Genomic DNA, 24143 nt, shown 5'->3' on the forward strand with positions numbered 1-24143 from the left:
CAGGGCGGAGACCTGATCTTCCGACAACTATCCGAGACCCCGGCCCGGGCGTCCGCCGGTGGTCGGGAGTGCCGCATCCACACGCCGTCCACAAGGTGTCAACTGCGCGCGCGTAGGTTCGCGCATACGCGACGAGGGTGTTCCCGAGCATCCGGGCGGCGCGTTTCATCATCGAGGCGCTCGAATCGCTCACCTGACGAACCCTGAAAGCGGGCCGACGACGTCCGGGATCCCGCGCATCCACCGGTCGGTGGATGCGCGCATCGGTCGGCTGGGGGCTGCGCGAATCGGCCGGCCGGGGGCTGCCGGCGAGCGCGCGGAGACGGCAGGCTCGGAGCATGGACATGAGAGCGCCCGCAACGGGCAGAACGAGCGGCGTGAGCACGGATGCCGCGGTCCAGGCATCGCACAGACTGCTCACGGGTCATGAGCACGGGTGGATCGTGGAGTCGGCGCACTCCACATCAGAGGGTCGTGTTCTCTACGTGCGATGCGCCGAGTGCGGAGTCAGACGGATCGACGTGCAGCAGTATCCGGACGCTCCGCCCACGGTGCTCAGCGTCGAGTTGCGCCGGCCTCCCGGCGGCGCCACGCCATGAGCCCGGTGGGCCGTGACACCTGCCCGCGAGCTACCCCTGCACCATGTCCGCGAAGCGGGAGAAGTGCCCGTGGAACGCGACGGTGATGGTGCGCGTGGGGCCGTTCCGGTGCTTGGCCACGATCAGGTCGGCCTCGCCCGCGCGCGGGCTGTCGCGCTCGTAGGCGGCCTCGCGGTGGAGCAGGATCACCATGTCGGCGTCCTGCTCGATCGAGCCCGACTCTCGCAGGTCGCTGAGGGCCGGCATCTTGTCGGCGCGCTGCTCGGGGCCACGGTTCAGCTGTGAAAGCGCGATGACCGGCACCTGCAGCTCTTTCGCGAGGAGCTTCAGCGCACGCGAGAACTCCGAGACCTCTTGCTGGCGGCTCTCGACGCGCTTGCCGCTCGTCATGAGCTGCAGGTAGTCGATGACCACCATCTTGAGGCCCACGCGCTGCTTGAGACGACGGCACTTGGCGCGGATCTCGACGAGCGTCATGTTGGGGGAGTCGTCGATGTAGAGCGGCGCGTCGTTGATGCGGCCGCGCGTCGAGGCGATGGTCGTCCAGTCGCGCGAGTCGACGGTGCCCTTGCGCATGTTCTGCAGGGGCACGGATGCCTCGGCCGAGAGCAGGCGCATCGCGATCTCGCTCTTGCCCATCTCGAGGCTGAAGAACACGGCCGGGAGGTCGTTGGTGATCGCGGCGGCTCGCGCGAAGTCGAGGGCGAGTGTGGACTTTCCCATGGCGGGTCGTGCGGCGACGATGATCATCTGGCCGGGGTGGAACCCGTTGGTCAGGTCGTCGAGGTCGGCGAATCCGGTGGGAACACCGGTGAACTTGCCGTCGGTGTGCTTGGCGGCCTCGATCTCGTCGATGGCGACCGCGACCGCGTCGGAGAGCGGCACGTAGTCTTCGGTCTCGACCGAGCCGGTGACCGAGTAGATCTCGGCCTGGGCGTTGTTGACGAGGTCGACGACCTCGCCCTCGCCCGCGTAGCCCATCTGCACGATGCGCGTGCCGGCCTCGACGAGGCGACGCAGCAGCGCCCGCTCGGCGACGATCGAGGCGTAGAAGCCGGCGTTGGCGGCGGTGGGCACGATGCTCGTGAGCGTGTGCAGGTACTCGATGCCGCCGGCGCGCTGCAGTTCGCCGGTCTTGGTGAGTTCGTCGGTGACGGCGATGACGTCGGTCGGCTCGCCGTGCGAGTACAGGGTGAGGATCGCGTTGAACACGACCTCGTGCTTCGGCACGTAGAAGTCGACACCGCGGATGGTTTCGATGACATCGGCGACGGCGTCTTTCGAGAGCATCATGCCGCCGAGGGCGCTCTGCTCTGCGAGGAGGTCATGCGGAGGCACTCGTTCGCCGCGGCGGGCGTCACCGTCGTCGGTCGGTTCGGCGAGCCCGATGTGCGCGATCGACAACTCAATGACCTCCGGTTCCAGCCGCCCGGGCTGCGTGATGTGCGCCCACGACCGAGTCTGCGGGGAACCACTGACATGGGGTTTCCCGTCGTGGAGAACCGGGGGAATCGAGGGACGCTGCTTCACGATATGGAAGCGATCTCCACAGCACAACCCAGCCTGTGGATAACTCTGGGGACAATCTGGGCGAAACGCCGTGGAACATGTGCAATCAGCCTGTGGATATCTGTGGAAATAGTGAGAATTACATGGGTTGAATTTCAGAATGATCAGGCATTTCGAGTTTCCACACCTGTGTGGAAAAACTTCTTGAGAACTCCACGGTGTGCGATACCCCGCCTGTGTACAACGATCACAGGAAACGCTGAAGAATCCTTGCGTTCAAGGGTGTTGAAACGCGCGGAACCAGGGTCTCGGAGACGCGAAACGGCGGCCCGGGCCGAAGCCCGAACCGCCGCTCGTCGTGCGTGCGCGAATTACTTCGCGGCGACCACCTGGAGGGTGATCGTGGCCGAGAGCTCGTCGTGCAGACGCACGATGGCCTCGTGGTCGCCGGTCGACTTGATCGGCGTGGGGATGGTGACCTTGCGCTTGTCGACCGAGCCGAGGCCGGCGGCCTCGACCGCAGCCGCGACATCCGCGGTCTTGACGGAGCCGAAGAGGCGTCCGCCGACGCCCGCCTTGACGGCGAGCTTGACCTTGGTGGACTCGAGCGCGGCCTTGAGGGCCTGCGCGTCTTCGAGCGAGTGCAGGGCGCGAGCCGCGCGAGCGGCCTTGATCTGCTCGACCTGCTTCTCGCCACCGCGGGTCCACGGCGTCGCGAAGCCCTGGGGAACCAGGTAGTTGCGCGCGTAGCCGTTCTTGACCTCGACGACGTCGCCGGCCGTGCCGAGGCCGGTGACCTCGTGCGTGAGAATAACCTTTGCCATTGTCGTGCTCCTTAGCGGCCGGAGCCCGAGTAGGGCAGGAGAGCCATCTCGCGTGCGTTCTTCACGGCACGGGCGATGAGGCGCTGCTCCTGCACGGAGACACCGGTGATGCGGCGGGCGCGGATCTTTCCACGCTCGGAGATGAACTTGCGAAGGGTCGCAACGTCCTTGTAGTCGATGATGCCGACCTTGATCGACTTCGCCGGGGCGGCGTTCTTCGCGCCCTTCCCGCGGCTCGGCTTGCGGCGGTCGCCGCTGCTCTTTCCAGCCATTGGATTTCCTGTCTGTCTGTAGAAAACGATGTGCGAGCGGATGCCCCGGCTGGCGGCATCCGTTCACCGGCCCTTGGGCCTAGAAGGGCGTCTCGTCGCCGTAGTTCGTTCCGGGCGTGTTCCAGACGTCGCCGCCGCCCGACTGGGGCGCTGCGGGAGCACTGGGAGCCCATGCGTCGCCGCCGGACTGCTGGCCGCCGCCCCCGAAGGAGTTGCCGCCGCCGCCGACCGCGCCGCGGTTGGACTGTGCACGCGTGATGGAAGCCGTGGCGTACCGGAGCGAGGGACCGATCTCGTCGATCTCCAACTCCATGCTGGTGCGCTTCTCGCCTTCCTTCGTCTCGTAGGAACGCTGCTTGAGACGTCCGGTAGCGATGACCCGGGAACCCTTGGTGAGTGAACCGGCCACGTGCTCGGCGAATTCACGCCAGCAGCTCGCGCGCAGGAACAGCGCTTCGCCGTCCTTCCACTCGTTCGCCTGACGATCGAACGTCCGGGGAGTGGAAGCGATGGTGAAGTTGGCAACCGCCAGTCCGCCCTGCGTGTAGCGCAGCTCGGGATCTGCCGTGAGGTTGCCCACCACAGTGATGATGGTCTCGCCTGCCATGGGGACTAGGCGTCCTTCTTGGCCGAAGCGGCAGCCTTCTTGGCGGCCTTCTCTTCCTGAGCCTTCGCGTGAGCGGCGACCTGTGCGATCGCCTCTTCTGCGCGGAGCACCTTCGTGCGCATGACTGCCTCGCTGAGGTTCAGCTGGCGGTCGAGCTCGTCGGTGGTCTTGGACTCGGCGGTGAAGTCGACGACGGCGTAGATGCCCTCGTTCTTCTTGTTGATCTCGTAGGCCAGACGACGACGTCCCCAGATGTCGACCTTGTCGACACTGCCGCCATCGTTTCGGATGACGTTGAGGAACTTGTCAAGGCTGGGAGCAACGGTGCGCTCATCGATCTCTGGATCGAGGATAACCATCAGCTCGTACTGGTGCATGACTAACCCACCTCCTTCGGACTCAAACGGCTACAGGATCTCTGCAGCAGGAGGGTTGTGCATACGCCACCCGAGGAGGCCTCACATTCGAGGCGCACGGGCAACCTTGACAGTCTAGCGGATGCCGCGTGCCGGCGCCATTCGCGCCCGCGGCCTCCGCCCGCCCCGCGGGCGTTCCCCCGTCGAACGCGAGTACATGCGACGAGTGCGCGCTCTCCGGATGCGCTGTCTCGTCGCATGTACTCGCGTTCACGCCCTCGCGCGGCGCCGGCGGTCAGCGACACACGCGGTAGACGCCCGCCGCCAGGAGTTCCTCGCGCAGGCCGTCCGCCGCTCCCATCGTGTCGCTCCAGATCCATCGGGCCGTCTCTCGGTCGTGCCCCCGCTTGAGCCTCCGTTCCCGCTGACGCTCGTTCCACACGACCTCGTTCGGCGTGAGGTCACCGAGCATCTCTTCACGGAAGTACTTGACCTTCCCGTCGAACTCTCCGCAGATCCGGTATTCCGGCCAATCGAAGTCCACCCGGTCGACACCGCCGTCGTCACGAGCGAACTCCACCTGAAGTTCGGGCGGCGGAAACCCGAGCACGTGGATCTGGGCCCGGCTCAAGGATTCGCCCGGGGACTCCGACCTTTCGTCGGCGAACTCGATCGATCTCCGTGCGAGCGCGACACCTCGTTGACCGCGCATCCGATCGATCGCTTCGCTGAGCCGCTCCGGTCGCACGCCGTCGAGCGAGCGACGATCGACTGAGACGAGGCCCCCGTCGTCGTAGCCGATGCCTGGCAGGCTCAATTCCTGCCGGATCCCACGATCGAGGGCGGGCACCACGTTGAGAAACGGCACCCGACGTGCGAGGTCGAGAACCGTGCGCGCCACGTCCGTGACGAGGAATCCGTCGACCTCGATGATCGATTCGCTCGGGACCGTGTCGCGGTGCCAGACGATGTCGCGTCCGTTCGGCGGTGCCGCATGGGTACCCGAGAGCAGATGCACCCGGCCGCCGCCTCGACCGACGAGCGGAAGCCCGAGCACCAGCGCCGCGGATTCGCCGAACAGGATGCCGCCGGTCCGCCTGGCACCCAGAACAGCTGCGATCCGGAGCAACTCCTTACGCTCGAACGACTGCGCGTGCCACGCGGATGCTTCGACGTAGGCGCCCGTGCGGACACGGACGAGCTCTCCGGCATCCGCTCTGCGCTGAAGCGCGCGCGGACCGCGGGCGATGCGGTCCTCCTCCGCGACCCGGAGGATCTCGGGGAATTCGTTCGTCGTCACTCCGCGATGCTCGCGCCGCAACGCATCGGAGTGCCGGTCTTTTCACGACCGCGGCACAACCAACTCCCGTTCTCGCCTGTGGAGGACGTCTCCGTCCGCGCAGCCCGTCATCGAACGCGAGTACATACGACGAGTGCGCGCCTGAATCACCCGCGCTCTCGTCGTATGTACTCGCGTTCACGGAAATGCAGGTCTGGACGGGCGCGGGCGCGGGCGAGGGCTCAGCGTCAGGCGCCGCGGGCGGCCCACCAGGCGCGCAGGCGCTGCTCCGCGGCATCCGGCCCGATGGGTCCCTCGTCGAGCCGCACCTCGAGCAGGTAGCGGTAGGCCTCGCCCACGAGCGGCCCCGGCTTGATGTCGAGCAGGCGCATGATGTCGGCGCCGTCGAGCTCGGGGCGCACGGCCGCGAGCTCCTCCTCTTCGGCGAGCACGGCGATGCGCTCCTCGAGGTCGTCGTAGGCGAATCCGAGCCGGTCGGCCTTGCGGCGGTTGCGCGTCGTGACGTCGGCGCGCGTCAGGATGTGCAGCCGCTCGAGCTGGTCTCCCGCGTCGCGGACGTAGCGGCGTACGGCCGAGTCCGTCCACGCGGCATCCGCGTAGCCGAAGAACCGCAGGTGCAGCTCGATGAGGCGCGAGACGGCCGCGATCGTGTCGTTGTCGAACCGCAGCGCGCGCAGCCGCTTGCGCGCGAGCTTGGCGCCGACCACGTCGTGGTGGTGGAACGAGACGACCCCGCCCGACTCGAGGCGCCGGGTGCCCGGCTTGCCGATGTCGTGCAGCAGCGCAGCGAGGCGCACGACGAGGTCGGGGGAGTCGAGCACGCCCCGCGAGACCTCGTAGTCGATGGCCTGGTCGAGCACGGTCAGCGAGTGCTCGTAGACGTCTTTGTGGTGGTGGTGCTCGTCGACCTCGAGGCGCAGCGCCGGGATCTCGGGCAGCACGCGTTCGGCGAGCCCGGACTCCACGAGCAGACGGATGCCGCCGCGAGGCGCCGCGGTCAGCAGGAGCTTGCTCAGCTCGTCGCGCACGCGCTCGGCCGAGATGCGGTCGATCTCGGGGGCGAGGGCCGCCATGGCCGCGCGCGTTCCTGCCTCGACCTCGAAGCCGAGCTGCGCCGAGAACCGCGCGGCGCGGAGCATGCGCAGCGGGTCGTCGCCGAAGGAGCGCTCGGGCGGCGCGGGCGTGCGGAGCGTCTTCGCGAGCAGGTCTTCGACGCCCCCCGACGGGTCGACGAGCTCGAGCTTCGGCAGGCGCAGGGCGAGCGAGTTGACGGTGAAGTCGCGCCGGCCGAGATCGTCTTCGAGGCTCGAGCCGAACACGACCTCAGGCTTGCGCGAGTCGCCGTCGTAGGCGTCGGCACGGTAGGTGGTGATCTCGACCGTCTCGCCGGCGACCTTGGCGCCGATCGTGCCGAACGCCCGGCCGATGTCCCAGTGGGCCTCGGCGATGGGCTTGACGACGGCGAGGATCTCGTCGGGCGTGGCGTCCGTCGTGAAGTCGAGGTCGTTGACCGCGCGGCCGAGGAACGCGTCGCGCACGGGGCCGCCGACGAGGGCGAGCTCGTATCCGGCGTGCTCGAACGCCGCCGCGAGCTTCGACACGGTCGGCGAAGCGGCGAGTTCGCCCAGGCGGGCGAGGGCCTGCGCGACACTCTGCATGCCGTCAATGCTATTCGGGTGCGACGCGGGGCCACGCGACGGTGCACGCGGTGCGCGTGGCCGCACCGAACCCCGCGAGTCCGAACCTGTGCATGGCCGCACGGGCGCCACGGGCGCACGCCGTAGAATCGCCAGCATGGTGGCCGACTCGAACGCTGGGCGTCGTCGTGCCCGCAGGCGATTCGGATCCACCGGCGCTTCGGGTGCGCACGATGCACCCGACGCGACGACCACGCAGGCGACGACGGATGCCTCGGCCGGGCGCCGTCCGCGCCGCTGGGTCCGTCGCACGCTGATCGCGGCATCCGCCCTCGGGGTCGCGGCCGTGGTCGTCGTTCCGCTCGCCGCGCAGGCGGGCGGTGTCGATGCGGTCACCGGCATCCGCGACGTGCTCGTGGGCGCCGCCTCGGCGGGTTCCGACCGCGGTGCATCGGGCGAGGCATCCGGCGGTGGCTCGACGATCGCGTCGGCCGACGCCGCGATCGACGCGGGCTCCGAGGGCGTCCAGATCAGCATCGCCCCGACGGGATCGACCACGTTCACGCCCGGCGCCGACGGCAGCACCGTCGCCGTCTCCGTCGAACTCGAGAACCTGACGGGTTCCTTCCTCGAGGCCGGCACGGTCCAGCTCGTGCGCGCCGGCGCCCCGATCGGCAGCGACGACGAGCTCGACGCCTGGCTCGCCGGCGCCGGCGCGACGACGTCGTTCGGCTCGGGCGCGGTACCCCTCGCCGAGGCTCCGACGCGCTCCCTCGCGGCGGGCGGCGTGACCCAGGTCGCGTTCAAGGTCCCGGCCGAGGCGTTCGCAGACGTCGCCGGTTCGCCCGTGATCGGCCTCGGTGCGCAGTTCCGCGTGGGCGATCTCATCGTCTCGACGCAGACCTCGGCGCTGGCCAACACGGCCTCGCCCGGCGCGGGCGCTGCGCCGATCGCCCTCGTCGCTCCGCTGACCGTCCCGGCCGCGACATCCGGCCTCATCGGCAGCGACGACCTGACCGAGTGGACCGCGCCGACCGGCCTGCTCACCCGTCAACTCGATGCGCTCGAGGGCCGTGAGATCGCGATCGGCATCGACCCGCGCATCATCGTCTCGATCCGCTCGCTCGGCAACGCGGCCCCCCAAGACGCCCTCGACTGGCTGCAGCGGCTGGCCGACGTGCCGAACGAGACCTTCCCGCTCGCGTACGCCGACGCCGACCTCGCCGTGCAGTCCCAGATCGACGCGGACGCGCCGTTGACCCCGGTCTCGTTCGCCGACGTGCTCGATCCCGATGACTTCGTGCCGACGGCCGCGGGCGGCGACGCGAGTCTGATCGGCGCCGACCCGGTCGACGGGGTCGACGACGCCGAGGCGACCGACCAGCCCGGCAACGGCGACAGCAGCGGTGACGACGGCGACGGCGACGAGCCGGCTGAGTCGACCCCGACGCCCACCGAACCGGTCGACCCCGTGCCGAGCACCGAGGAGCTCCTCGACTGGCCCTACACGCGCGGCGACATCGCCTGGCCCGCCGACGGCACCGTCGCGGGCGGCGATATCGCGTTCTTCAACGCCGCAGGCCTGACGACGACGATCCTCGACGCCGCCAACGTCGAGCCGAGCGCCGGTGCGCGCGCCTCCGCACTCGTCGACGGCGGCACCGCGATCGTCTCCGACGACGACCTGACGGCGGCGATGCGTGCGGCGGCGTCGGCCGCGAGCGATGTCGAATGGCGCGACGCGACGAGCGAGGTGCTGGCGCGCGCCTCCCTCGACGGGGCGGCCGACTCCGCAACGCCGCTGCTCGCCACGTTCGGTCGCGACTACGGCCAGGTGTCCGAGCGGGCGGGCAATCTCGTCGGCGAACTCGCCGCATCGCCGTTCGTGTCTCCCACGGGTCTCGCCCAGGCGATCGGCGCTCCGCCGATGGCGCGCACCCTCATCGACGGCCCCGAGGGCGATGCGCGTCTCGCGCTGGTGCGCGGCATGCTCTCGGCCGAGGCCGACGTCGATGCGTTCGCCACGGTGCTCGAAGACCCCGACGACCTCATCGCCCCGACGCGACGCGATCTGCTCGCCCTGCTCGGCGTCGGTTGGCTCGCCGAACCGACCGAGTGGGCGGGCACCGCGTCGGAGTGGACCACGGCGCAGCACGAGCTCGTCGACTCCGTCTCCGTCGTGCCGAGCAGCACGGTACTGGTCGTCGCGAGTGCGATCGGCATCCCGATCACCGTGCAGAACACGTCGGCCTACGCCGTGACCGTCTCGGTCGACGTCGCACCCTCGAACGGTCGCCTCGTCGTCGACGAGCCCGTGCAGATCACCGTCGAGCCCTCGTCGCGCAACACCGTGGTCGTGCCCGTCGCGGCCGGCGTCGGCAACGGCGACGTGCTGCTCATGGTCTCGCTCTCCTCGCCCACGGGCGTCTCGGTCGGCTCGACCGCCGTGATCCGGGCCGACGTCCAGGCCGATTGGGAGGGCCTCGGCGCCGCGATCCTCGCCGGCATCCTGGTCGTGGTCTTCGGCATCGGCATCTGGCGCAACATCCGCCGTCGTCGCCGCCAGCGCGCAGAGGCCGCGGCAGCGGCGGCTGCAGCAGACGCCGCCGGTGAACCCGAAGCGGATGCCGCCGGCGGCGCCGCATCCGCAGCACCCGAAGCGGATGCCGCGGGCACGGGGCCCGTCGATCCGGCGGCCGCCGGCGCGGCCGACCAGGCCGACCAGGCCGACCAGGCCGACCAGGCCGACCAGGCCGACGAGGCCGACGAGGCCGACACCAACGACACGAACGGCGCCGACGAGACGGTCAGCACCGACACCGAAACCGACACCACGGAGCGCACGGATGACTGACGATCGCCTGGGGCGCGCGAGCTTCTTCCTCGCCTCCGGCACGATCGTCTCGCGCGTCCTCGGATTCGTGAAGGCGGCACTGCTCGCCGCCGTCATCGGCGCCGGTGGTGCCGGCGCCAATGCGTTCGCCATTGCGAACCAACTGCCGAACACGATCTACGCGGTCGTCGCCGGCGGCGTGCTGAGCGCGGTGCTCGTGCCGCTCATCGTGCGCTCGACCGCGCATCGCGACGGCGGCGTCGCCTACATCAACAAGGTCATGACCCTCGGGTTCGTGATCCTCGCGGGCGCCGCGATCATCGCCACGGTGCTCACCCCGCTCCTGACGGCGCTCGTCGGATGGCGCCTCAGCGACGGTGTGTTCGCCCTGGCCGTCGCGTTCGGCTACTGGTGCCTGCCGCAGATCTTCTTCTACGGCATGTACTCGCTGCTCGGCGAGGTGCTGAACGCCAAGCGCGTCTTCGGGCCGTTCACCTGGGTCCCGGTGCTGAACAACGTCGTCGCCCTCGCAGGGCTCGCCGTGTTCGCGTTCGTCTTCGGCACCGATCCGTTGGGGGCACGGCCCGCGAGTGCCTGGGACCCGGCGATGATCGCCCTCCTCGCTGGGAGCGCCACGCTCGGCGTGGCCGTGCAGGCGATCGTGCTGTTCTGGTTCTGGCGCCGAGCGGGGCTCCGCTACCGGCCCGACTTCGCGTGGCGCGGCGTCGGCCTCCGCTCCACGGCCGGTCTCGCCAGTTGGACGTTCGGCATGCTGCTGCTCACCACGATCGCCGGGTTCGTCGAGACCGCCGTCGTCGGCGCGCCCGCCGCATCCTCCGACGAGGCTTCGGTGGCCATCCAGCAGACCGCCTGGCTGATCTTCATGCTGCCCCACTCGGTGATCACCGTGTCGATCGCCACCGCGTACTTCACGCGCATGAGCGAGCACGCCGCCGTCGGCGACCTCCCGAAGGTGCGCGACGACCTCTCCAGCGCCGTGCGCGGTGTCGGCGTGATCCTCATGATCGCCACCGCGGTGCTCATGGTGTGCGCGTTCCTCTTCGCCCGCGTGTTCTCACCGCTCGAGCCGCTCGTGTGGTCGACCGGCCTGGTGGTCATCGCCTACCTCGTGGGCCTGATCCCGTTCAGCGTGCTGTTCATCGTGCAACGCACCTTCTACTCGCTGCACGACACGAAGACCCCGTTCTTCATCACCCTCGTGCAGGTCGTGCTCATCGTCGCGGGCACGCTGGCGTGCATCCCCCTGCCCAGCGCCTGGGTCGCGTTCGGCATCGCGGTGGTCATCACCGTCGCGGGCACGATCCAGGCGGTGCTCGCGGTCGTGCTGCTGCGGCGCCGCATCGGCCCCCTCGACGGTCGCCGCATCCTCGTCGCGTTCGGCCGCTCGGCCCTCGCGCTCATCCTGCCGATCATCGCCGGTCTTCTCACGCTGTGGGCGCTCGGTGGAACCTCCTTCGATGGTTACGCCTTCTCGAGCGTCTTCGCCGCGATCGTCTCGATGGCCGTCATCGGCGCCGTGATGAGCATCGTGTACTTCGGCGGGCTCTGGCTGCTCCGTTCGCCCGAACTCCGCGGCTTCGCCGAACCGCTCGTCGCGCGACTCCGCCGCAACTGACGCGACGCCGACCGACGCTGGGTCGGCCCCCGGCCACGGGATCCGGCCGACGTTCGCGCGGGCGCCGCCCCGCGGCATCCGTCACATACCGCGTGCGCCGACGGCGCCGGAATACGCGACGCCTAGACTGTGTTGACCATGTCGTTGCCTCCCATCCGACCAGCGATGCGGATGCCACGAACCATCGACCGACGACAGGAGCCTCCTTGCGCGACATCATCATCATCGGCTCTGGTCCCGCGGGCTTCACCGCGGCGATCTACGCAGCCCGCGCAGAGCTGAAGCCCCTGCTCATCGCGAGTTCCGTCGAGATCGGCGGCGAGCTGATGAACACGACCGAGGTCGAGAACTTCCCCGGGTTCCCCGAGGGCATCATGGGCCCCGACCTCATGGGCAAGCTGCAGGCGCAGGCCGAGCGGTTCGGCACCGAGGTCGTCTACGACGACGTCGTGTCGCTCGACATCGACGGCCCCGTCAAGCGCGTCACGCTCGGCAACGGCGAGACGCACGAGGCCGCCGCTCTCATCTACGCGACCGGCTCGGCCTACCGCAAGCTCGGACTGCCCGAAGAAGAGGTGCTGTCGGGCCACGGCCTCTCGTGGTGCGCCACCTGCGACGGGTTCTTCTTCCGCCAGAAGACGATCGCGGTCGTCGGCGGCGGCGACTCCGCCATGGAGGAGGCGACCTTCCTCACCCGGTTCGCCGACAAGGTCTACGTGATCCACCGCCGTGCCACGCTCAAGGCGTCGAAGATCATGCAGCAGCGCGCCATCGACAACGAGAAGATCGAGTTCGTGTGGAACTCCGAGGTCGCCGCGATCCAGGGCGAGACGGCCGTCACCGGCGTGACCCTGCGCGACACCGTCACGGGTGAAGAGCGCGTGCTCGAGCTCGACGGCCTCTTCGTCGCCATCGGCAACGACCCGCGCACCCACCTCGTGCACGGCAAGCTCGAGCTGACCTCCGAGGGCACCATCGCCGTCGACGGTCGCACGTCGAAGACCTCGCTCCCGGGCGTCTTCGCGGCGGGCGACGTCATCGACCCGCACTACCGCCAGGCCATCACGGCCGCCGGTTCGGGCACGGTCGCCGCGCTCGACGCCGAGCACTACCTGGCGGCACTCCCAAAAGCACCTGAGACGGATGTCGCGGCCGCGGCGTCCGTGACCCCCGAATTCGCCGCCGCGAACTGACCGCGACGCGACATCCGCTTCACATTTCACCACTGAGGAGACAACCATGACCGCACGTGCCGTGACCGAGGCCACCTTCGAGCAGGAGGTCCTGAACAACGAGAAGGCCGTTCTCGTCGACTTCTGGGCCGAGTGGTGCGGACCGTGTCGCGCGGTCAGCCCGATCCTCGACCAGATCGCCACCGAGCACGCCGACAAGCTCGACATCGTCAAGCTGAACGTCGACGAGAACCCGCAGCTCGCGATGAAGTACCAGATCACCGCGATCCCCGCATTCAAGGTCTTCGAGAAGGGCGAGGTCGTCAAGACCGTCATCGGCGCCAAGCCGAAGCCCGCCCTCGAGGCCGACCTCGCCGCCTACATCGCGTAGCCGGCAGCCTCGTAGCGCTTCGAGACCCGCCCGGCAGACGCCGGGCGGGTCTTCTGCGTTCGCGGCGGCAACTAGCATTGAACAACCCCGAACAGAACGGAATCAGCACTCGTGACCTCTGACGGCGTCCCCCAGCGGACCGGCAACAACCTCGACCCGTGGTACGCGAACTACGCCGAGCGAGCCGCCGGTCTGGCCGCCTCCGAGGTTCGAGCCCTGTTCGCCGTCGCGTCACGCCCTGAGGTGGTCTCCCTCGCCGGCGGCATGCCGTTCGTCTCCGCCCTGCCGCAGGAGCTCATCATCTCCTCGATGGATCGGGTCATGCGCACCGATGGTCCGACGGCGCTGCAATACGGCTCTGGTCAGGGAATTCCCGCGCTTCGCGAGCACATCCTCGACGTCATGGCGCTCGAGGGCATCCAGGGTTCCGTCGACAACGTCGTGACCTCGACGGGTTCGCAGCAGGCACTCGATCTCGTCGCGAAGCTGTTCCTCGACCCGGGCGATGTCGTACTCGCCGAGGCGCCTTCGTACGTCGGCGCCATGGGTGTGTTCCGCTCGTATCAGGCGAACGTGGTGCACGTCGCCATGGATGAGCACGGCCTCATCCCCGAGGCGCTTCGTCAGACCATCGCGCACCTGCGCGGACAGGGCCGACGCATCAAGTTCCTCTACACGATCCCGAACTTCCACAACCCCGCCGGCGTGACCTTGTCGGCCGAGCGGCGCCCCGAGATCCTCGAGATCTGCCGGTCCAACGAGATCCTCGTGCTCGAGGACAATCCCTACGGCCTGCTCCACTTCGACGAACCGGCGCCGAACGCGCTCCGGGCGCTCGACCCAGAGGGTGTCATCTACCTCGGATCCTTCTCGAAGACACTCGCGCCCGGGTTCCGCGTCGGCTGGGCGCTGGCACCGCACGCGATCCGCGAGAAGCTCATCCTCGCCGCCGAGTCGGCGATCCTCTCGCCGAGCTCGTTCAGTCAGCTCGTGGTCTCCGAGTACCTCTCGTCGACCGACTGGCGGGCCCAGATCGACACGTTCCGCGGGGTCTACCGCGAACGCAAGGACGCGATGATCGAGGCACTGGGGGAGTACCTGCCCCAGCTCAGCTGGACCAACCCCAACGGCGGATTCTACGTCTGGGTCACCATGCCCGACGTCCTCGACTCCAAGCAGATGCTGCCTCGCGCGGTGAAGGAGCTCGTCGCGTACACGCCCGGAACCGCGTTCTTCGCCGATGGCCGCGGGCGGCACGCCATGCGCCTGTCGTTCTGCTATCCGACGCCCGATGCGATCCGGGTCGGCATCCGCCGCCTGGCCACCGTCGTCAATGGCGAGCTCGATCTGCTCGACACCTTCGCCGGCACCGGGCCGCTCCAACTGCCCACGAAGCCCGGCATCGAACCGGCGCCCCCGACCGACCTGAAGTAGTGGAGAAACCCCAGATCATGAGCGATTCCAGCGGTCTGCACGTCGTCGTCCTCGCGGGTGGCATCTCCCACGAACGCGACGTGTCGCTTCGTTCGGGACGCCGCGTCGCCGATGCGCTCGCCTCGGCCGGCCATCGGGTCGTGCTGCGCGACCCCGACGCCGGTCTGCTGCCGTACCTCTCGAACGAGCGACCCGACGCGGTCTTCCCGGCACTGCACGGCTCGAGCGGCGAAGACGGCTCGCTCATCGGCCTGCTCGGCGCGCTCGGCGTGCCGACCGTCGGGTCGAGCGCATCCGCTGCGCGTCGCGCCTGGTCGAAGCCGGTCGCCAGCTCGCTCATCGCGGCAAGCGGGGCTTCCGTTCCGGACTCGATCGTGCTGTCGCACGAGTCCTTCCGTGAGCTCGGCGCCTCGGCGGTGCTGCGGGTCGTGCGCGAGTCCCTTCAAGGCGACCTCGTCGTGAAGCCTGCCATGGGCGGATCGGCTCAGGGCGTCTCGATCGTGACGGACTCGAACGACCTGCCCCGCGCCATGGTCGAGGCCTTCACCTACGCCGACGTCGTGGTCGTCGAGCGGCGCATCGTCGGAACCGAGCTCGCCGTCGGTGTCGTCGACACCGGATCCGGCCCGATCGCGCTCACCCCGGTCGAGATCGAGCCGACCGACGGCATCTACAGTTTCCAGGCTCGGTACAACGCCGGGGAGACGACCTTCTACGCGCCCTCCCGCCTGGACCCCGCGGTCATCGAGAGGGTCGCCGCCGCCGCGGTGCACGCGCACGTCGCACTCGGCCTTCGAGACCTGTCTCGTGTCGACTTCATCGTGGATGCCGCGGGCACGCCGTGGTTCCTCGAGGCGAACGTCATGCCCGGGCTGACCGAGACCTCCTTGCTCCCCCTCGCCATCGACGCCTCGGGCACGACTGCCGCCGAGGTGTACTCGGGTCTCGTTCGGGCCGCGGTGAACAGGTCGGGCGAGCTCGTCGCAGAGTGAGGACTTCGAGCGTCACCCGTTGCCCGACCGGGTCGACGCTCGACCCCCACGTCTGATCGCCACAGGTCGGTCACGTCGGACGGCCGGCTCGATGACCCGTCGAGTCTCGGCGATCGGGCGCGTTCGATGCCGATTCTCGGCGCATTTCGCACCCGTTTCGCTTCGTCAGGAGCGATTCTGAGCGCGACCGGCCTCAGACGCCGTCGAGTTCCTCGCCGAGATCCGTCAGGATGCGTCGAAGATCTTGAACTGTCGCGAAATCGATGCTGATCTGGCCTTTTCGTGCGCCGAGATTGATCTTGACGCGCGTGTTCAGGCGATCGCCGAGTCGACGGGCCAGATCATCGAGGAAGTCCTGTCGCTTGCCCGCCGAAGGCTTCGGCTTGCTCGCCTTGGTCGGCGCAGCCGACGTCGCCGCAGCTTCGGCCGCGCGCACCGAGAGCTCCTCGTTCACGATCTTGTCGGCGAAGCGTTGCATCACCTGACTGTCACCACCCGTGGCGAGAATGGCCCGGGCGTGACCGGCGCTCAGCACGCCGGCCGCGACGCGGAGCTGCACCGGCTCGGGGAGCTTCAACAGGCGCAGCGTGTTCGAGATCTGCGGACGCGACCTGCCGATGCGCGAAGCGAGCTCTTCTTGGGTGATGCCGAAGTCGGCCAGGAGTTGCTGGTACGCGGATGCCTCTTCCAACGCGTTGAGCTGCGAGCGGTGAAGGTTCTCGAGGAGGGCGTCACGCAGCATGTCCTCGTTCGCCGTGTCCTTGACGACTGCGGGAATGGAGTCGAGGCCCGCCTCCTTGGTCGCGCGCAGGCGACGCTCGCCCATGACGAGTTCGTACTTGCCCGGTTGGTCGGGGTGCGGGCGAACGACGATCGGCTGCAGCACGCCGAACTCGCGAACGCTGTGCACGAGCTCCGCGAGGTCTTCAGGGTCGAAGACATGGCGCGGCTGTACCGCGTTCGGAACGATGTCGTCGGGGTTCAGGCGTGCGAGCCGGGCACCGGGAACCGCGATGAGCGTCTCGGGACCCGTGGCCTCTTCGACGACAGATACGGAAGCGACCGGCGCGGCATCCGAGTCGGGGAAGAAGACGTCCACCGGGCGCGTCGCGCGAGCGGTGTCGTCTCCTTGAGGGATCAGCGCGCCGATGCCGCGGCCGAGTCCTGTGCGCTTCGTCGCCATCAGATGCCTTCCTTCTGTGCCGCAACGGCCGCTCGTTGCGCGATCTCTGCGGCTGCTTCGCGATAGGAGAGCGAGCCAGACGACGAGTAGTCGTAACTGATCACGCTCTGGCCGTAACTCGGTGCCTCGGAAACACGTACCGAGCGGGGGATGATCGTCTCGAGCGTCTGGACCGGGAAGTGGTCGCGCACCTCTTGGGCGACCTGTTGCGCCAGGTTGGTGCGCGAGTCGTACATCGTGAGCAGGATCGTCGAGAGCCGGAGCTCGGAGTTGAGGTGCTTCTCGATCAGCTCGATATTGCTGAGCAGTTGGGACAGGCCCTCGAGTGCGTAGTACTCGCACTGGATCGGGATCAGCACTTCACGCGCGGCGACGAACGCATTGATGGTCAGCAGTCCGAGCGAAGGCGGGCAGTCGATGAAGACGTAGTCGTATGGACGTTCCATCGACGCGAGGTGCTTGTCGATCGCGCGGCGCAGGCGCTGTTCGCGGGCGACGAGCGAGACGAGTTCGATCTCGGCACCGGCGAGGTGGATCGTCGCGGGGACGCAATCGAGACGCTCGTGCTCCGTCGAGGGGCGCACGACCGCGGCGAGTTCGAGGTCGGCGACGAGGACCTCGTAGACGCTCTGCTGGTCTGAGCGGTGGTCGACGCCGAGTGCTGTCGACGCGTTGCCCTGCGGGTCGAGATCCACCACGAGCACATGCGCTCCGGAACGAGCGAGCGCGGCGGCGAGGTTGACGGCGGTCGTCGTCTTGCCGACGCCACCCTTCTGATTCGAGATGGTGAAGACTCGCGTCGTCGCCGGCAGGGGGAGGACCGCGGTCTCGAGTGCGAGGCGCCGACGTGTCTCGTCGGCAATTTGATCGGCCAGGGGAGTTCCTCCGTATTCGGGCTCCGTTTCACGTGAAACGGGTGGTGCGGATGCGGCCATCGCCGCTGCAGGTTCAAGGGGGAGCGCGGGCTCCAGGTCGGGTTCGAACGCGTGGCCGGCATCGGTCGAGTTCGGCGACGATGCGGCAGGCGCCTCGCTCACCTTCACGTCATCGATCTTCGGCTCGGGCATCGAGAGAGCCCCGGAGGCCTGTTGAACGTGCGAGCCAACGGACTCGACGCTCGACTCGGGGGCGTCGGCATCGACCGTGCCCGCGTTCGGCATGCCGTCCGAGCCCTCGGGCTCCGGCGTTTCACGTGAAACATCACTCGTGCTCGTCTCGACGAGTTCACTCGAGGCAGGAGCGGTGCCGCCCGCCGGATCATTCTGTACGGCGCCGTACTGGTGCGTAGCGTCATCGTGATCGGCTCCGAGTGCAGGCACGGGAGCGAGTGCAGGAGCGGGCACCGAGGTCGGCGCTGACACGGGGTTGTCTGCGCGCGCAGCATCCCCGGCCGGCGCATCGACGACGCCTTCGTGCGCCTGGGCCTCAGTGGCGACCGACTCCTGAGATGGGGCTTGGGAGGCCACGGAGGCCTCACGTGCCGATTGGAGGGAGCTCACCGTATCGGCCGCCGCATCGCCGACGATCTCGCGGATGATGTCTTCGAGCAGGCGATCGGGTTGCGCAGACGAATGGGCCGAGCGCGCGGGTACATCGGGAGCGTCGCTATCGGACAGTGCAGCGGCCGTCGCCGCATCCCAGTCGTAGTTCGCCGACGCGGCGGGCGCGGGATCGGTGTTCGGATGGGACGCCTGCGCGCCGCCCTGGGCGGTGACGCGAGCGGCATCTCGAGAGGTGGGGTGGGGCTCCTCGCGCACGCCTCCCTGCTGATCGCGTGTCGCAGTCGGGTCAAGAGTGGGGAGGGGCCGATCGGCGAAGACGCTCGGGCGAAGCCCGGCCTGCACGGCGTCGGACGCTGCGGAGCCATCGCCGGCCGGTGCCGCCGCACTGCTGCCGTGCGCCGAAGAAGGGGCGGGGGGAGTGGGCTGAGCGGGGGTCGCCGGTGCGATCGGCGCAGCGGAAATCGGGGCTTGAGGCACGGTTGGATCTGACTTCACTTCAGGAACAGGCGGTGTGGCTGGTGGCTCGGGCTGTGGTCGACGCCGATGGAACCATCCGCGACCTCCGCCCTGCGCCATGCCGAATTCTCCAAACCTGATCCGTCATTCCCCACGATCGGGTGCCCACCAATCCAGCGCGATTCTCGGAACCGCGCCAGACACCCAAGCCTAACCGCCGCCACTGACGCACGCCGACGAAGTTCGCGGATATTGGAGGGGATTCCCGACACCTCCGCACTCCCCACCCGGAATCGGGTATCGCACAGTTCTCGTCGCTATGACCGTGCGATGTTTCACGTGAAACGCACGCTGATTCGCGGAGGACCCCGGTGGACTACCGCGTACGGAGCGACCGATGGAACCTCGTGTTGGGTGGATGAATGGCCGACGGTGATTCGGTCTGGGTCGCGCATCACATGCTGAGACGAAGCCGGTGCGACCTGCTGTCGAGCAATGGCGCGGCATTGCGATGCGCTCAGACGAGAACCGCCGCGCCTACAGCGCCACCATCACCTTCGTCGCCGCTCTGAGATGGATCAAGACCGACGTCATTCACGTGGCCTATCGAACAACCTCGAGTGGTCCCTCTTCGGGCATCGGCGGCTCGAACAGCTCGAAGTACTCCGTCGCTGTCTGCTCGGTAAGCGGCCAATCGTCCGCCCGCCTGCCGTGTCGGTCACCAACCCGGCTCAGGATGGTCTCAAGACTCGTCGCGATGTACACGGTCTCCGGCACGATGCCCTGAGGTGCGAGCAGTGCACGGAACTCGTCGCGTTGTCGCCGGAACCAGAATCCGAAGTCGAGCACGACGTCGATTCCCGCTGCGACATGGCGCAACAAGCGCGCCTTGAAATCCGCTGCCACCTCGGCAACCACTTCAGCGGAGGGCACCGTGGTGATTCCGCGCTCCCAGAACTCCACCTCGAACGACAAACGCGTCCAGCCCTCGCGCTCCAGGCACTTGGCGTACGTGGTCTTGCCGGCACCACCTGGCCCGCACATCATGACGACCCGGGGTCGTCGTGTATTCTTCACTGCCACCGAACCGAGGTTACGCTCCACCACTGAACGCCGCCCCGCGCGTGCGGCTCGAGTTCCGGCTGGTACCCCGGTCGCGAGCGGGCTGCCGGGCGGTGAGATGGGAGATGCGAGGACGGCGGCCGGGGCAGGGGGTTCTCGACTTCGCTACCTCGCGGGCTCGCAACCGTGCGAACGCAGCACTGCGATGCCGGACCAGCGAACTCGGAACCACGCGCGCCGCGACGTGGCCGCGATATGACCGGCGGGTCTTGGAGCCGTCGACTCGGCCCAGCACGACACGGTTGACCAACCGCTTGCGTTCGGTCCACAGCGTTTCACGTGAAACGGTGTGCCGACGGGCGCGGGACACGTGCGCGGAGAAGGCGGCCGATTCGGGGGGCGCGAAACTCCGAAGCCGGGGGTTGAACGCGTCAGCGGCCGGTCGGCCATCACCACCACCTCGACGACCGCCGTGCAAGCCGGCGCGGTGACATCGTCGAGGCTCGGGACGCGCATCGACAACTCCGACGCGATCACGACGCGATCACCTCGTACGCCGGCAACCGCGCACCGACTCTGCTCGGGCCAACGGGTCCGAGCTCCTGATCGGGAAGTCCACGGAAGCCCACGACCGGGCCATGATCTGCGCGACCTGCGCGACCTCGTGCACACCGACATGCGCATTGCGCCGCAGACCCCATCCTGCACGGGAGGTTCCGTGAATGTGCCCGACAGTCGTCAAGCGAGCCCGCGACATCGGAGACCGTACGCGAGCCCGACGAACACGTCGCTGAAGATCAGCGAGCTTCGACGAAACTCTAGCGAGCGTCGACGGTGGCGCGGAAGACGCGGGTGGGCTCGGTGCCGAGATCTTCACCGAGCACGAGGACCTCGGGGTCGGACACGAGGTACTTGCGGAAGACCTTCTGTGCTGCGCCGATCTCGCCGTCGACGCCGGCGCCCTTCATGAGCACGAGCTCGCCGCCCTGCTTCAAGAGGGGGGCGGTGACGGGAATCAGGGTGCGCAACGCACTGACCGCGCGGGCGGTCACCTGATCGAACTGCCGCTTGTGCGCGGAGTCCTCGGCGCGGGCGCGCTCGACGACCACGTTCGCCAGGTCGAGTTCGCGCACCTGGCGCTCGAGCCAGTCGACCCGACGCTCCATCGGCTCGATGAGCGTGAAGGAGACGTCGGGGCGGATGATCGCCAGCACCAGGCCGGGCAGGCCGGCCCCCGACCCGACATCCGCAACGGAGCCCGGGCGCAGCAACGAGGCCACCAGACCGGAGTTCACGATATGCCGGGTCCAGAGACGGGGGAGTTCGAGCGGACCGATCAGCCCGAGCTCCTCACCGTGGCGCGCAAGCGCCGCGGCGAAGGCGCGGCCGACATCGATGCGATCACCGAACACGGCCGATGCGACGGCCGGCTCGACCTCGAGTTCTTCGCTCATCGTTTCACGTGAAACATCAACGCCGACGAACGCGTCAAGCGGAGCGCGTGATCACCGTGTGGCGATCCGCACCCTCGCCGCGCGAGGCCGAGTGGAAGCCGCGCTCGCTCACCAGGTCGTGCACGAGCTTGCGCTCGTAGGACGACATCGGGGGAAGGGATGCCTCCGCCGCCCCGCCCTCGATGCGCTCGACGGCACGCTCGACGAGGCTCGCGAGCTCGTCGCGACGTGCATCGCGCGAGCCGCCGATGTCGAGGATCAGGCGCGAGAACGCGCTGGTCTTCGTCTGCACGGCGAGACGGGCGAGCTCCTGCAGGGCGTTGACGGTGTCGGGCTTCGAGAGCAGGTTCAGGTTCGCACCCTCACCGGCGTTGACCGAGACGTATGCCCGGCCGTTGCGCGCATCGATGTCGATGTCGCCGTCGAGGTCGCAGATGTCGAGCAGTTCCTCGATGTAGTCGGCGGCGATGTCGCCCTCTTCTTCGAGCTGCGAGACGGTGCGCTCGTCATTCAGGTTCTGAACGTCGGTCATGGTCACTTTCCACCCTGCTTCTTCGCGCGGTTCTTGCCGACCGGCTGCTGACGCTGCGTTGTCTTCTTCTCTTCCACGATCACGGTCGTGGCGTCCTTCTCTTCGATGACGAGCTTGCCCTTCTTGGCGAGCCGCGCCTCACGGGCCTTGGCCGCTTCGCTGCCGGGAGTCGGCATGTTGCGGATGACCAGGAACTGCTGGCCCATGGTCCAGAAGTTCGAGACGAGCCAGTAGAACATGACGCCGATCGGGAACGCGACACCCGAGAACGCGAAGACGAGGGGGAGCAGGTACAGCATGATGCGCTGCTGGCGGAACATGGGGCTCGCCTTGGTCTCGGGCGACATGTTCTTGGAGACGATCTGCAGCTGCGTGATGAACTGCGAGGCGGTCATGAGCACGATCATCGTCGCGGCGATGACCATGACCTGCCACGGGTACTCGCCGTTCATCGCGCCGATGAACGTGCCCTTCAGCGGAGCACCGAGCAGCTCGGAATTGGCGAACGAGTTCGCGAGATCCTGCGTGAAGACGCCGACGCCGGCCTTGTCGTGCTGCGCATCGTTGAGCACCGAGAACAGGCCGAAGAAGATCGGCATCTGCAACAGCAGGGGGAGGCACGACGAGAGCGGGTTGGTTCCCGTCTTCTTGTAGAGCTCCATGGTCTCGCGAGACATCGCCTCGCGAGAGAACTGGTCCTTCTTGCCCTTGTACTTCTCCTGGATCTTCTTGAGCTGCGGCGCGACCTCGAGCATGCGGCGCTGGCTCTTGATCTGGCGCACGAAGATCGGAATGAGTGCGGCGCGCACCACGATGACGAGGCCGACGATCGAGAGCACCCAGGTGAGACCGGCATCGGGGTCGAGACCGACGAACGTCCAGAGGGAGTGGAAGGCGACCAGGATCAGCTCGATGACCCACTTGATGGGCCAGAGGAGCAGGCTGATGATGTCCGGCATGGGCGGATCAGTCCTTTCGGGACATGGTGGGGGCTGAGGCGTTCGCCGTCATCAGGACTTCGGATGCCGCGTCGCATCCGTCGTGCGACGCGTGGGCGTTGCGGTCGAGGGGCCGGGTCTCGCCGGCGGGGGAGTGCGCCCAGGCGCGGGGGACGACCCATCCGAATGGAGTGGTCGCGTACCGCTCGTGCCGAGCGGCGCGCACATCGTCGATGCCGCCGGCGGTCCAGGGGTTGCAGCGGAGGATGCGCCAGGCGGTCAGCGCGCTGCCGACCACGAGTCCGCGCTGCTGCACCGAACCGAGCCCGTAGGCGGAGCAGGAGGGGTAGTAGCGGCAGACATCGCCGTAGAGCGGCGAGATGGCCGCGCGATACCCGCGGATCAGGAGGACCCCGAGGTTGCGGGGAACCAAGCCGATGAACAGCAGCGCGTCACGCATGCGGCACCTCGTCGACGGAGGCGGTGTCGGACGCAGAGGTCGCGGGCGCGGTCCGGCTCGAGGCGGGCGATGGCGTCGTCACACCGCGGCGGGCGAGCGCCCGCAACACCTCGGCTCGAAGATCGGTCCACGAGGCATCCGCAGCACCCGGAAGTGCGCGGACGACGATGTCGACATCGCATGCACCGGCGAGCACGACCTCATGGGTCACGGCCTTGAGCCGACGGCGGACGCGATTGCGTCGCACCGCCGACCCGACCTTCTTGGAAACGATGAAACCGAATCGTGCGTCGCCGACGGACTCGCGCGCCCGCACGTAACTCACGGTGTGCGGCGTCGCCACTTTCGCACCACGGCGGACGACGACTCGGTAGTCGTCAGCACTCGTGATGCGATTCGCCTTGGCGAGCACCGAACGACTATGCGGAGAGTTCGGTGCGACCCTTGGCGCGGCGTGCCGAAAGGATGGCACGGCCGGCGCGGGTGCGCATGCGAAGGCGGAAGCCGTGCTTCTTGGCACGACGACGGTTGTTCGGCTGGAACGTACGCTTGCTCATTCTTCTTCTCCGGCTATCGGATCTCCGCGCCTCACGGACCTCGGCTGGGCCGATTCATGCGGAGACGGGAAAACTGGGTGCCCAATACGGGCTGGGGTCAACTGATTAAAACTACGGCCTCGAGGCCGTGTGGTCAAACCAGGAGGCGATCGAATCGACGTAGCGCAAAAGAGAGAGTATCTCCCGTACCTCGGGAAAGGCTGAGGAAAGACACGCCGAACGAGATGAATCCCGACAACGGCATTTGTCCACAGCCCCGTCATTCGCTACCGTTTGAGACCAGTTATCCCCAGCCTTGAGCGCGGAATCTCGCGGTTCGCCCCGAATCTGCCCACAACCAGTGGATAACACTGTGAATACTTCATCTCGTGCCGCTTGCTCCGTCGTTCGGGGGATCGACGAGTGGCCGACGAGAGCACCGAGAATTGCGGGGAACG

21 protein-coding genes and 1 pseudogene are annotated in these 24143 nt (G+C 68.1%); 6 read left to right on the forward strand and 16 right to left on the reverse strand.

Annotated elements, in window-relative coordinates:
- Positions 1 to 629 precede the first annotated feature (629 nt).
- From dnaB to AC3IPY_RS19555, 7 genes are all read right to left on the reverse strand, one after another.
- Entirely contained in the window at positions 630 to 2003 is a 1374-nt protein-coding gene (gene dnaB, locus AC3IPY_RS19525; protein WP_489185941.1) for a replicative DNA helicase, read from the reverse strand.
- Positions 2004 to 2479: 476 nt separating this feature from the next.
- The gene (gene rplI / locus AC3IPY_RS19530; RefSeq protein ID WP_489185942.1) at positions 2480 to 2932 is read right to left on the reverse strand and encodes a 50S ribosomal protein L9; all 453 of its coding nucleotides are present in this window, start codon (positions 2930 to 2932) and stop codon (positions 2480 to 2482) included.
- An 11-nt stretch (positions 2933 to 2943) separates the two neighbouring features.
- Positions 2944 to 3204 (reverse strand): 30S ribosomal protein S18, encoded by a 261-nt coding sequence (gene rpsR, locus AC3IPY_RS19535; RefSeq protein WP_022889097.1) that lies wholly within the window; start codon positions 3202 to 3204, stop codon positions 2944 to 2946.
- A 79-nt stretch (positions 3205 to 3283) separates the two neighbouring features.
- Positions 3284 to 3811: a single-stranded DNA-binding protein gene (locus AC3IPY_RS19540; RefSeq protein ID WP_489185943.1), complete on the reverse strand. Its 528-nt coding sequence runs from the start codon at positions 3809 to 3811 to the stop codon at positions 3284 to 3286.
- Positions 3812 to 3816: 5 nt separating this feature from the next.
- Positions 3817 to 4188: a 30S ribosomal protein S6 gene (gene rpsF, locus AC3IPY_RS19545; protein WP_055854044.1), complete on the reverse strand. Its 372-nt coding sequence runs from the start codon at positions 4186 to 4188 to the stop codon at positions 3817 to 3819.
- 274 nt (positions 4189 to 4462) lie between these two features.
- Positions 4463 to 5068 carry a hypothetical protein gene (locus AC3IPY_RS19550; RefSeq protein ID WP_489185944.1) on the reverse strand — a complete coding sequence of 202 codons (606 nt, stop codon included), beginning with the start codon at positions 5066 to 5068 and terminating at the stop codon, positions 4463 to 4465.
- 626 nt (positions 5069 to 5694) lie between these two features.
- A complete protein-coding gene (locus tag AC3IPY_RS19555; protein WP_489185945.1) occupies positions 5695 to 7125 on the reverse strand; it encodes a CCA tRNA nucleotidyltransferase in 1431 nt (476 codons plus the stop codon).
- Between the two features lie 136 nt (positions 7126 to 7261).
- Between AC3IPY_RS19555 and AC3IPY_RS19560 the strand changes: the two genes are divergently transcribed.
- The 6 genes from AC3IPY_RS19560 (at position 7262) to AC3IPY_RS19585 (ending at position 15562) form a co-directional block, all read left to right on the forward strand.
- Entirely contained in the window at positions 7262 to 9958 is a 2697-nt protein-coding gene (locus AC3IPY_RS19560; protein ID WP_489185946.1) for a DUF6049 family protein, read from the forward strand.
- Positions 9951 to 11573: a murein biosynthesis integral membrane protein MurJ gene (murJ, locus tag AC3IPY_RS19565; protein ID WP_489185947.1), complete on the forward strand. Its 1623-nt coding sequence runs from the start codon at positions 9951 to 9953 to the stop codon at positions 11571 to 11573. Before AC3IPY_RS19560 ends, murJ begins: the two co-directional genes overlap by 8 nt.
- Before the next feature lie 206 nt (positions 11574 to 11779).
- The gene (trxB, locus tag AC3IPY_RS19570; RefSeq protein ID WP_489185948.1) at positions 11780 to 12766 is read left to right on the forward strand and encodes a thioredoxin-disulfide reductase; all 987 of its coding nucleotides are present in this window, start codon (positions 11780 to 11782) and stop codon (positions 12764 to 12766) included.
- Between the two features lie 46 nt (positions 12767 to 12812).
- On the forward strand, positions 12813 to 13136 hold the full coding sequence (trxA, locus tag AC3IPY_RS19575; protein ID WP_116080086.1) for a thioredoxin: 324 nt from the start codon (positions 12813 to 12815) through the stop codon (positions 13134 to 13136).
- A 111-nt stretch (positions 13137 to 13247) separates the two neighbouring features.
- Positions 13248 to 14570 (forward strand): aminotransferase-like domain-containing protein, encoded by a 1323-nt coding sequence (locus AC3IPY_RS19580; protein ID WP_489185949.1) that lies wholly within the window; start codon positions 13248 to 13250, stop codon positions 14568 to 14570.
- A 17-nt stretch (positions 14571 to 14587) separates the two neighbouring features.
- Positions 14588 to 15562: a D-alanine--D-alanine ligase family protein gene (locus AC3IPY_RS19585; protein WP_489185950.1), complete on the forward strand. Its 975-nt coding sequence runs from the start codon at positions 14588 to 14590 to the stop codon at positions 15560 to 15562.
- Between the two features lie 193 nt (positions 15563 to 15755).
- Here AC3IPY_RS19585 and AC3IPY_RS19590 read toward each other — a convergent pair whose 3' ends face one another.
- The 9 genes and pseudogenes from AC3IPY_RS19590 to rpmH form a co-directional block, all read right to left on the reverse strand.
- Positions 15756 to 16745, reverse strand: a complete 990-nt coding sequence (locus AC3IPY_RS19590) for a ParB/RepB/Spo0J family partition protein (RefSeq protein WP_489185951.1) — start codon at positions 16743 to 16745, stop codon at positions 15756 to 15758.
- On the reverse strand, positions 16745 to 17680 hold the full coding sequence (locus AC3IPY_RS19595) for a ParA family protein (RefSeq protein WP_489188376.1): 936 nt from the start codon (positions 17678 to 17680) through the stop codon (positions 16745 to 16747). The genes AC3IPY_RS19590 and AC3IPY_RS19595 overlap by 1 nt, the downstream gene beginning before the upstream one ends.
- A 1626-nt stretch (positions 17681 to 19306) precedes the next feature.
- Positions 19307 to 19786, reverse strand: coding sequence for a P-loop nucleotide/nucleoside kinase family protein (locus tag AC3IPY_RS19600; RefSeq protein WP_489185952.1), 480 nt, complete (start codon positions 19784 to 19786; stop codon positions 19307 to 19309).
- A gap of 797 nt (positions 19787 to 20583) precedes the next feature.
- On the reverse strand, positions 20584 to 21219 hold the full coding sequence (rsmG, locus tag AC3IPY_RS19605) for a 16S rRNA (guanine(527)-N(7))-methyltransferase RsmG (protein WP_489185953.1): 636 nt from the start codon (positions 21217 to 21219) through the stop codon (positions 20584 to 20586).
- Between the two features lie 34 nt (positions 21220 to 21253).
- Positions 21254 to 21751 carry a Jag family protein gene (locus AC3IPY_RS19610; RefSeq protein ID WP_489185954.1) on the reverse strand — a complete coding sequence of 166 codons (498 nt, stop codon included), beginning with the start codon at positions 21749 to 21751 and terminating at the stop codon, positions 21254 to 21256.
- Positions 21752 to 21753: 2 nt separating this feature from the next.
- Positions 21754 to 22710: a membrane protein insertase YidC gene (yidC, locus tag AC3IPY_RS19615; RefSeq protein WP_489185955.1), complete on the reverse strand. Its 957-nt coding sequence runs from the start codon at positions 22708 to 22710 to the stop codon at positions 21754 to 21756.
- A 148-nt stretch (positions 22711 to 22858) separates the two neighbouring features.
- Positions 22859 to 23149: pseudogene (gene yidD / locus AC3IPY_RS19620) on the reverse strand (membrane protein insertion efficiency factor YidD); the annotation flags it as partial.
- Complete coding sequence (gene rnpA, locus AC3IPY_RS19625; RefSeq protein ID WP_489185956.1) at positions 23142 to 23621, reverse strand: ribonuclease P protein component; 480 nt, start codon at positions 23619 to 23621, stop codon at positions 23142 to 23144. The gene rnpA and the pseudogene yidD, both read right to left, overlap by 8 nt.
- The gene (gene rpmH / locus AC3IPY_RS19630; RefSeq protein WP_022889115.1) at positions 23569 to 23706 is read right to left on the reverse strand and encodes a 50S ribosomal protein L34; all 138 of its coding nucleotides are present in this window, start codon (positions 23704 to 23706) and stop codon (positions 23569 to 23571) included. The genes rnpA and rpmH overlap by 53 nt, the downstream gene beginning before the upstream one ends.
- Positions 23707 to 24143 lie beyond the last annotated feature (437 nt).

It is taken from the genome of Agromyces sp. GL_144, from assembly GCF_057834305.1.

Bases quoted from the DNA above. Each gene is read 5' to 3' on its own strand.
- rplI (WP_489185942.1), bottom strand. From the start codon at position 2,932: ATGGCAAAGGTTATTCTCACGCACGAGGTCACCGGCCTCGGCACGGCC.
- rsmG (WP_489185953.1), bottom strand. From the start codon at position 21,219: ATGAGCGAAGAACTCGAGGTCGAGCCGGCCGTCGCATCGGCCGTGTTC.
- AC3IPY_RS19585 (WP_489185950.1), top strand. From the start codon at position 14,588: ATGAGCGATTCCAGCGGTCTGCACGTCGTCGTCCTCGCGGGTGGCATC.
- murJ (WP_489185947.1), top strand. From the start codon at position 9,951: ATGACTGACGATCGCCTGGGGCGCGCGAGCTTCTTCCTCGCCTCCGGC.
- AC3IPY_RS19555 (WP_489185945.1), bottom strand. From the start codon at position 7,125: ATGCAGAGTGTCGCGCAGGCCCTCGCCCGCCTGGGCGAACTCGCCGCT.
- yidC (WP_489185955.1), bottom strand. From the start codon at position 22,710: ATGCCGGACATCATCAGCCTGCTCCTCTGGCCCATCAAGTGGGTCATC.
- AC3IPY_RS19540 (WP_489185943.1), bottom strand. From the start codon at position 3,811: ATGGCAGGCGAGACCATCATCACTGTGGTGGGCAACCTCACGGCAGAT.
- AC3IPY_RS19610 (WP_489185954.1), bottom strand. From the start codon at position 21,751: ATGACCGACGTTCAGAACCTGAATGACGAGCGCACCGTCTCGCAGCTC.
- rpsF (WP_055854044.1), bottom strand. From the start codon at position 4,188: ATGCACCAGTACGAGCTGATGGTTATCCTCGATCCAGAGATCGATGAG.
- rpsR (WP_022889097.1), bottom strand. From the start codon at position 3,204: ATGGCTGGAAAGAGCAGCGGCGACCGCCGCAAGCCGAGCCGCGGGAAG.
- rpmH (WP_022889115.1), bottom strand. From the start codon at position 23,706: ATGAGCAAGCGTACGTTCCAGCCGAACAACCGTCGTCGTGCCAAGAAG.
- AC3IPY_RS19560 (WP_489185946.1), top strand. From the start codon at position 7,262: ATGGTGGCCGACTCGAACGCTGGGCGTCGTCGTGCCCGCAGGCGATTC.
- trxA (WP_116080086.1), top strand. From the start codon at position 12,813: ATGACCGCACGTGCCGTGACCGAGGCCACCTTCGAGCAGGAGGTCCTG.
- AC3IPY_RS19590 (WP_489185951.1), bottom strand. From the start codon at position 16,745: ATGGCGACGAAGCGCACAGGACTCGGCCGCGGCATCGGCGCGCTGATC.
- AC3IPY_RS19595 (WP_489188376.1), bottom strand. From the start codon at position 17,680: ATGGCCGCATCCGCACCACCCGTTTCACGTGAAACGGAGCCCGAATAC.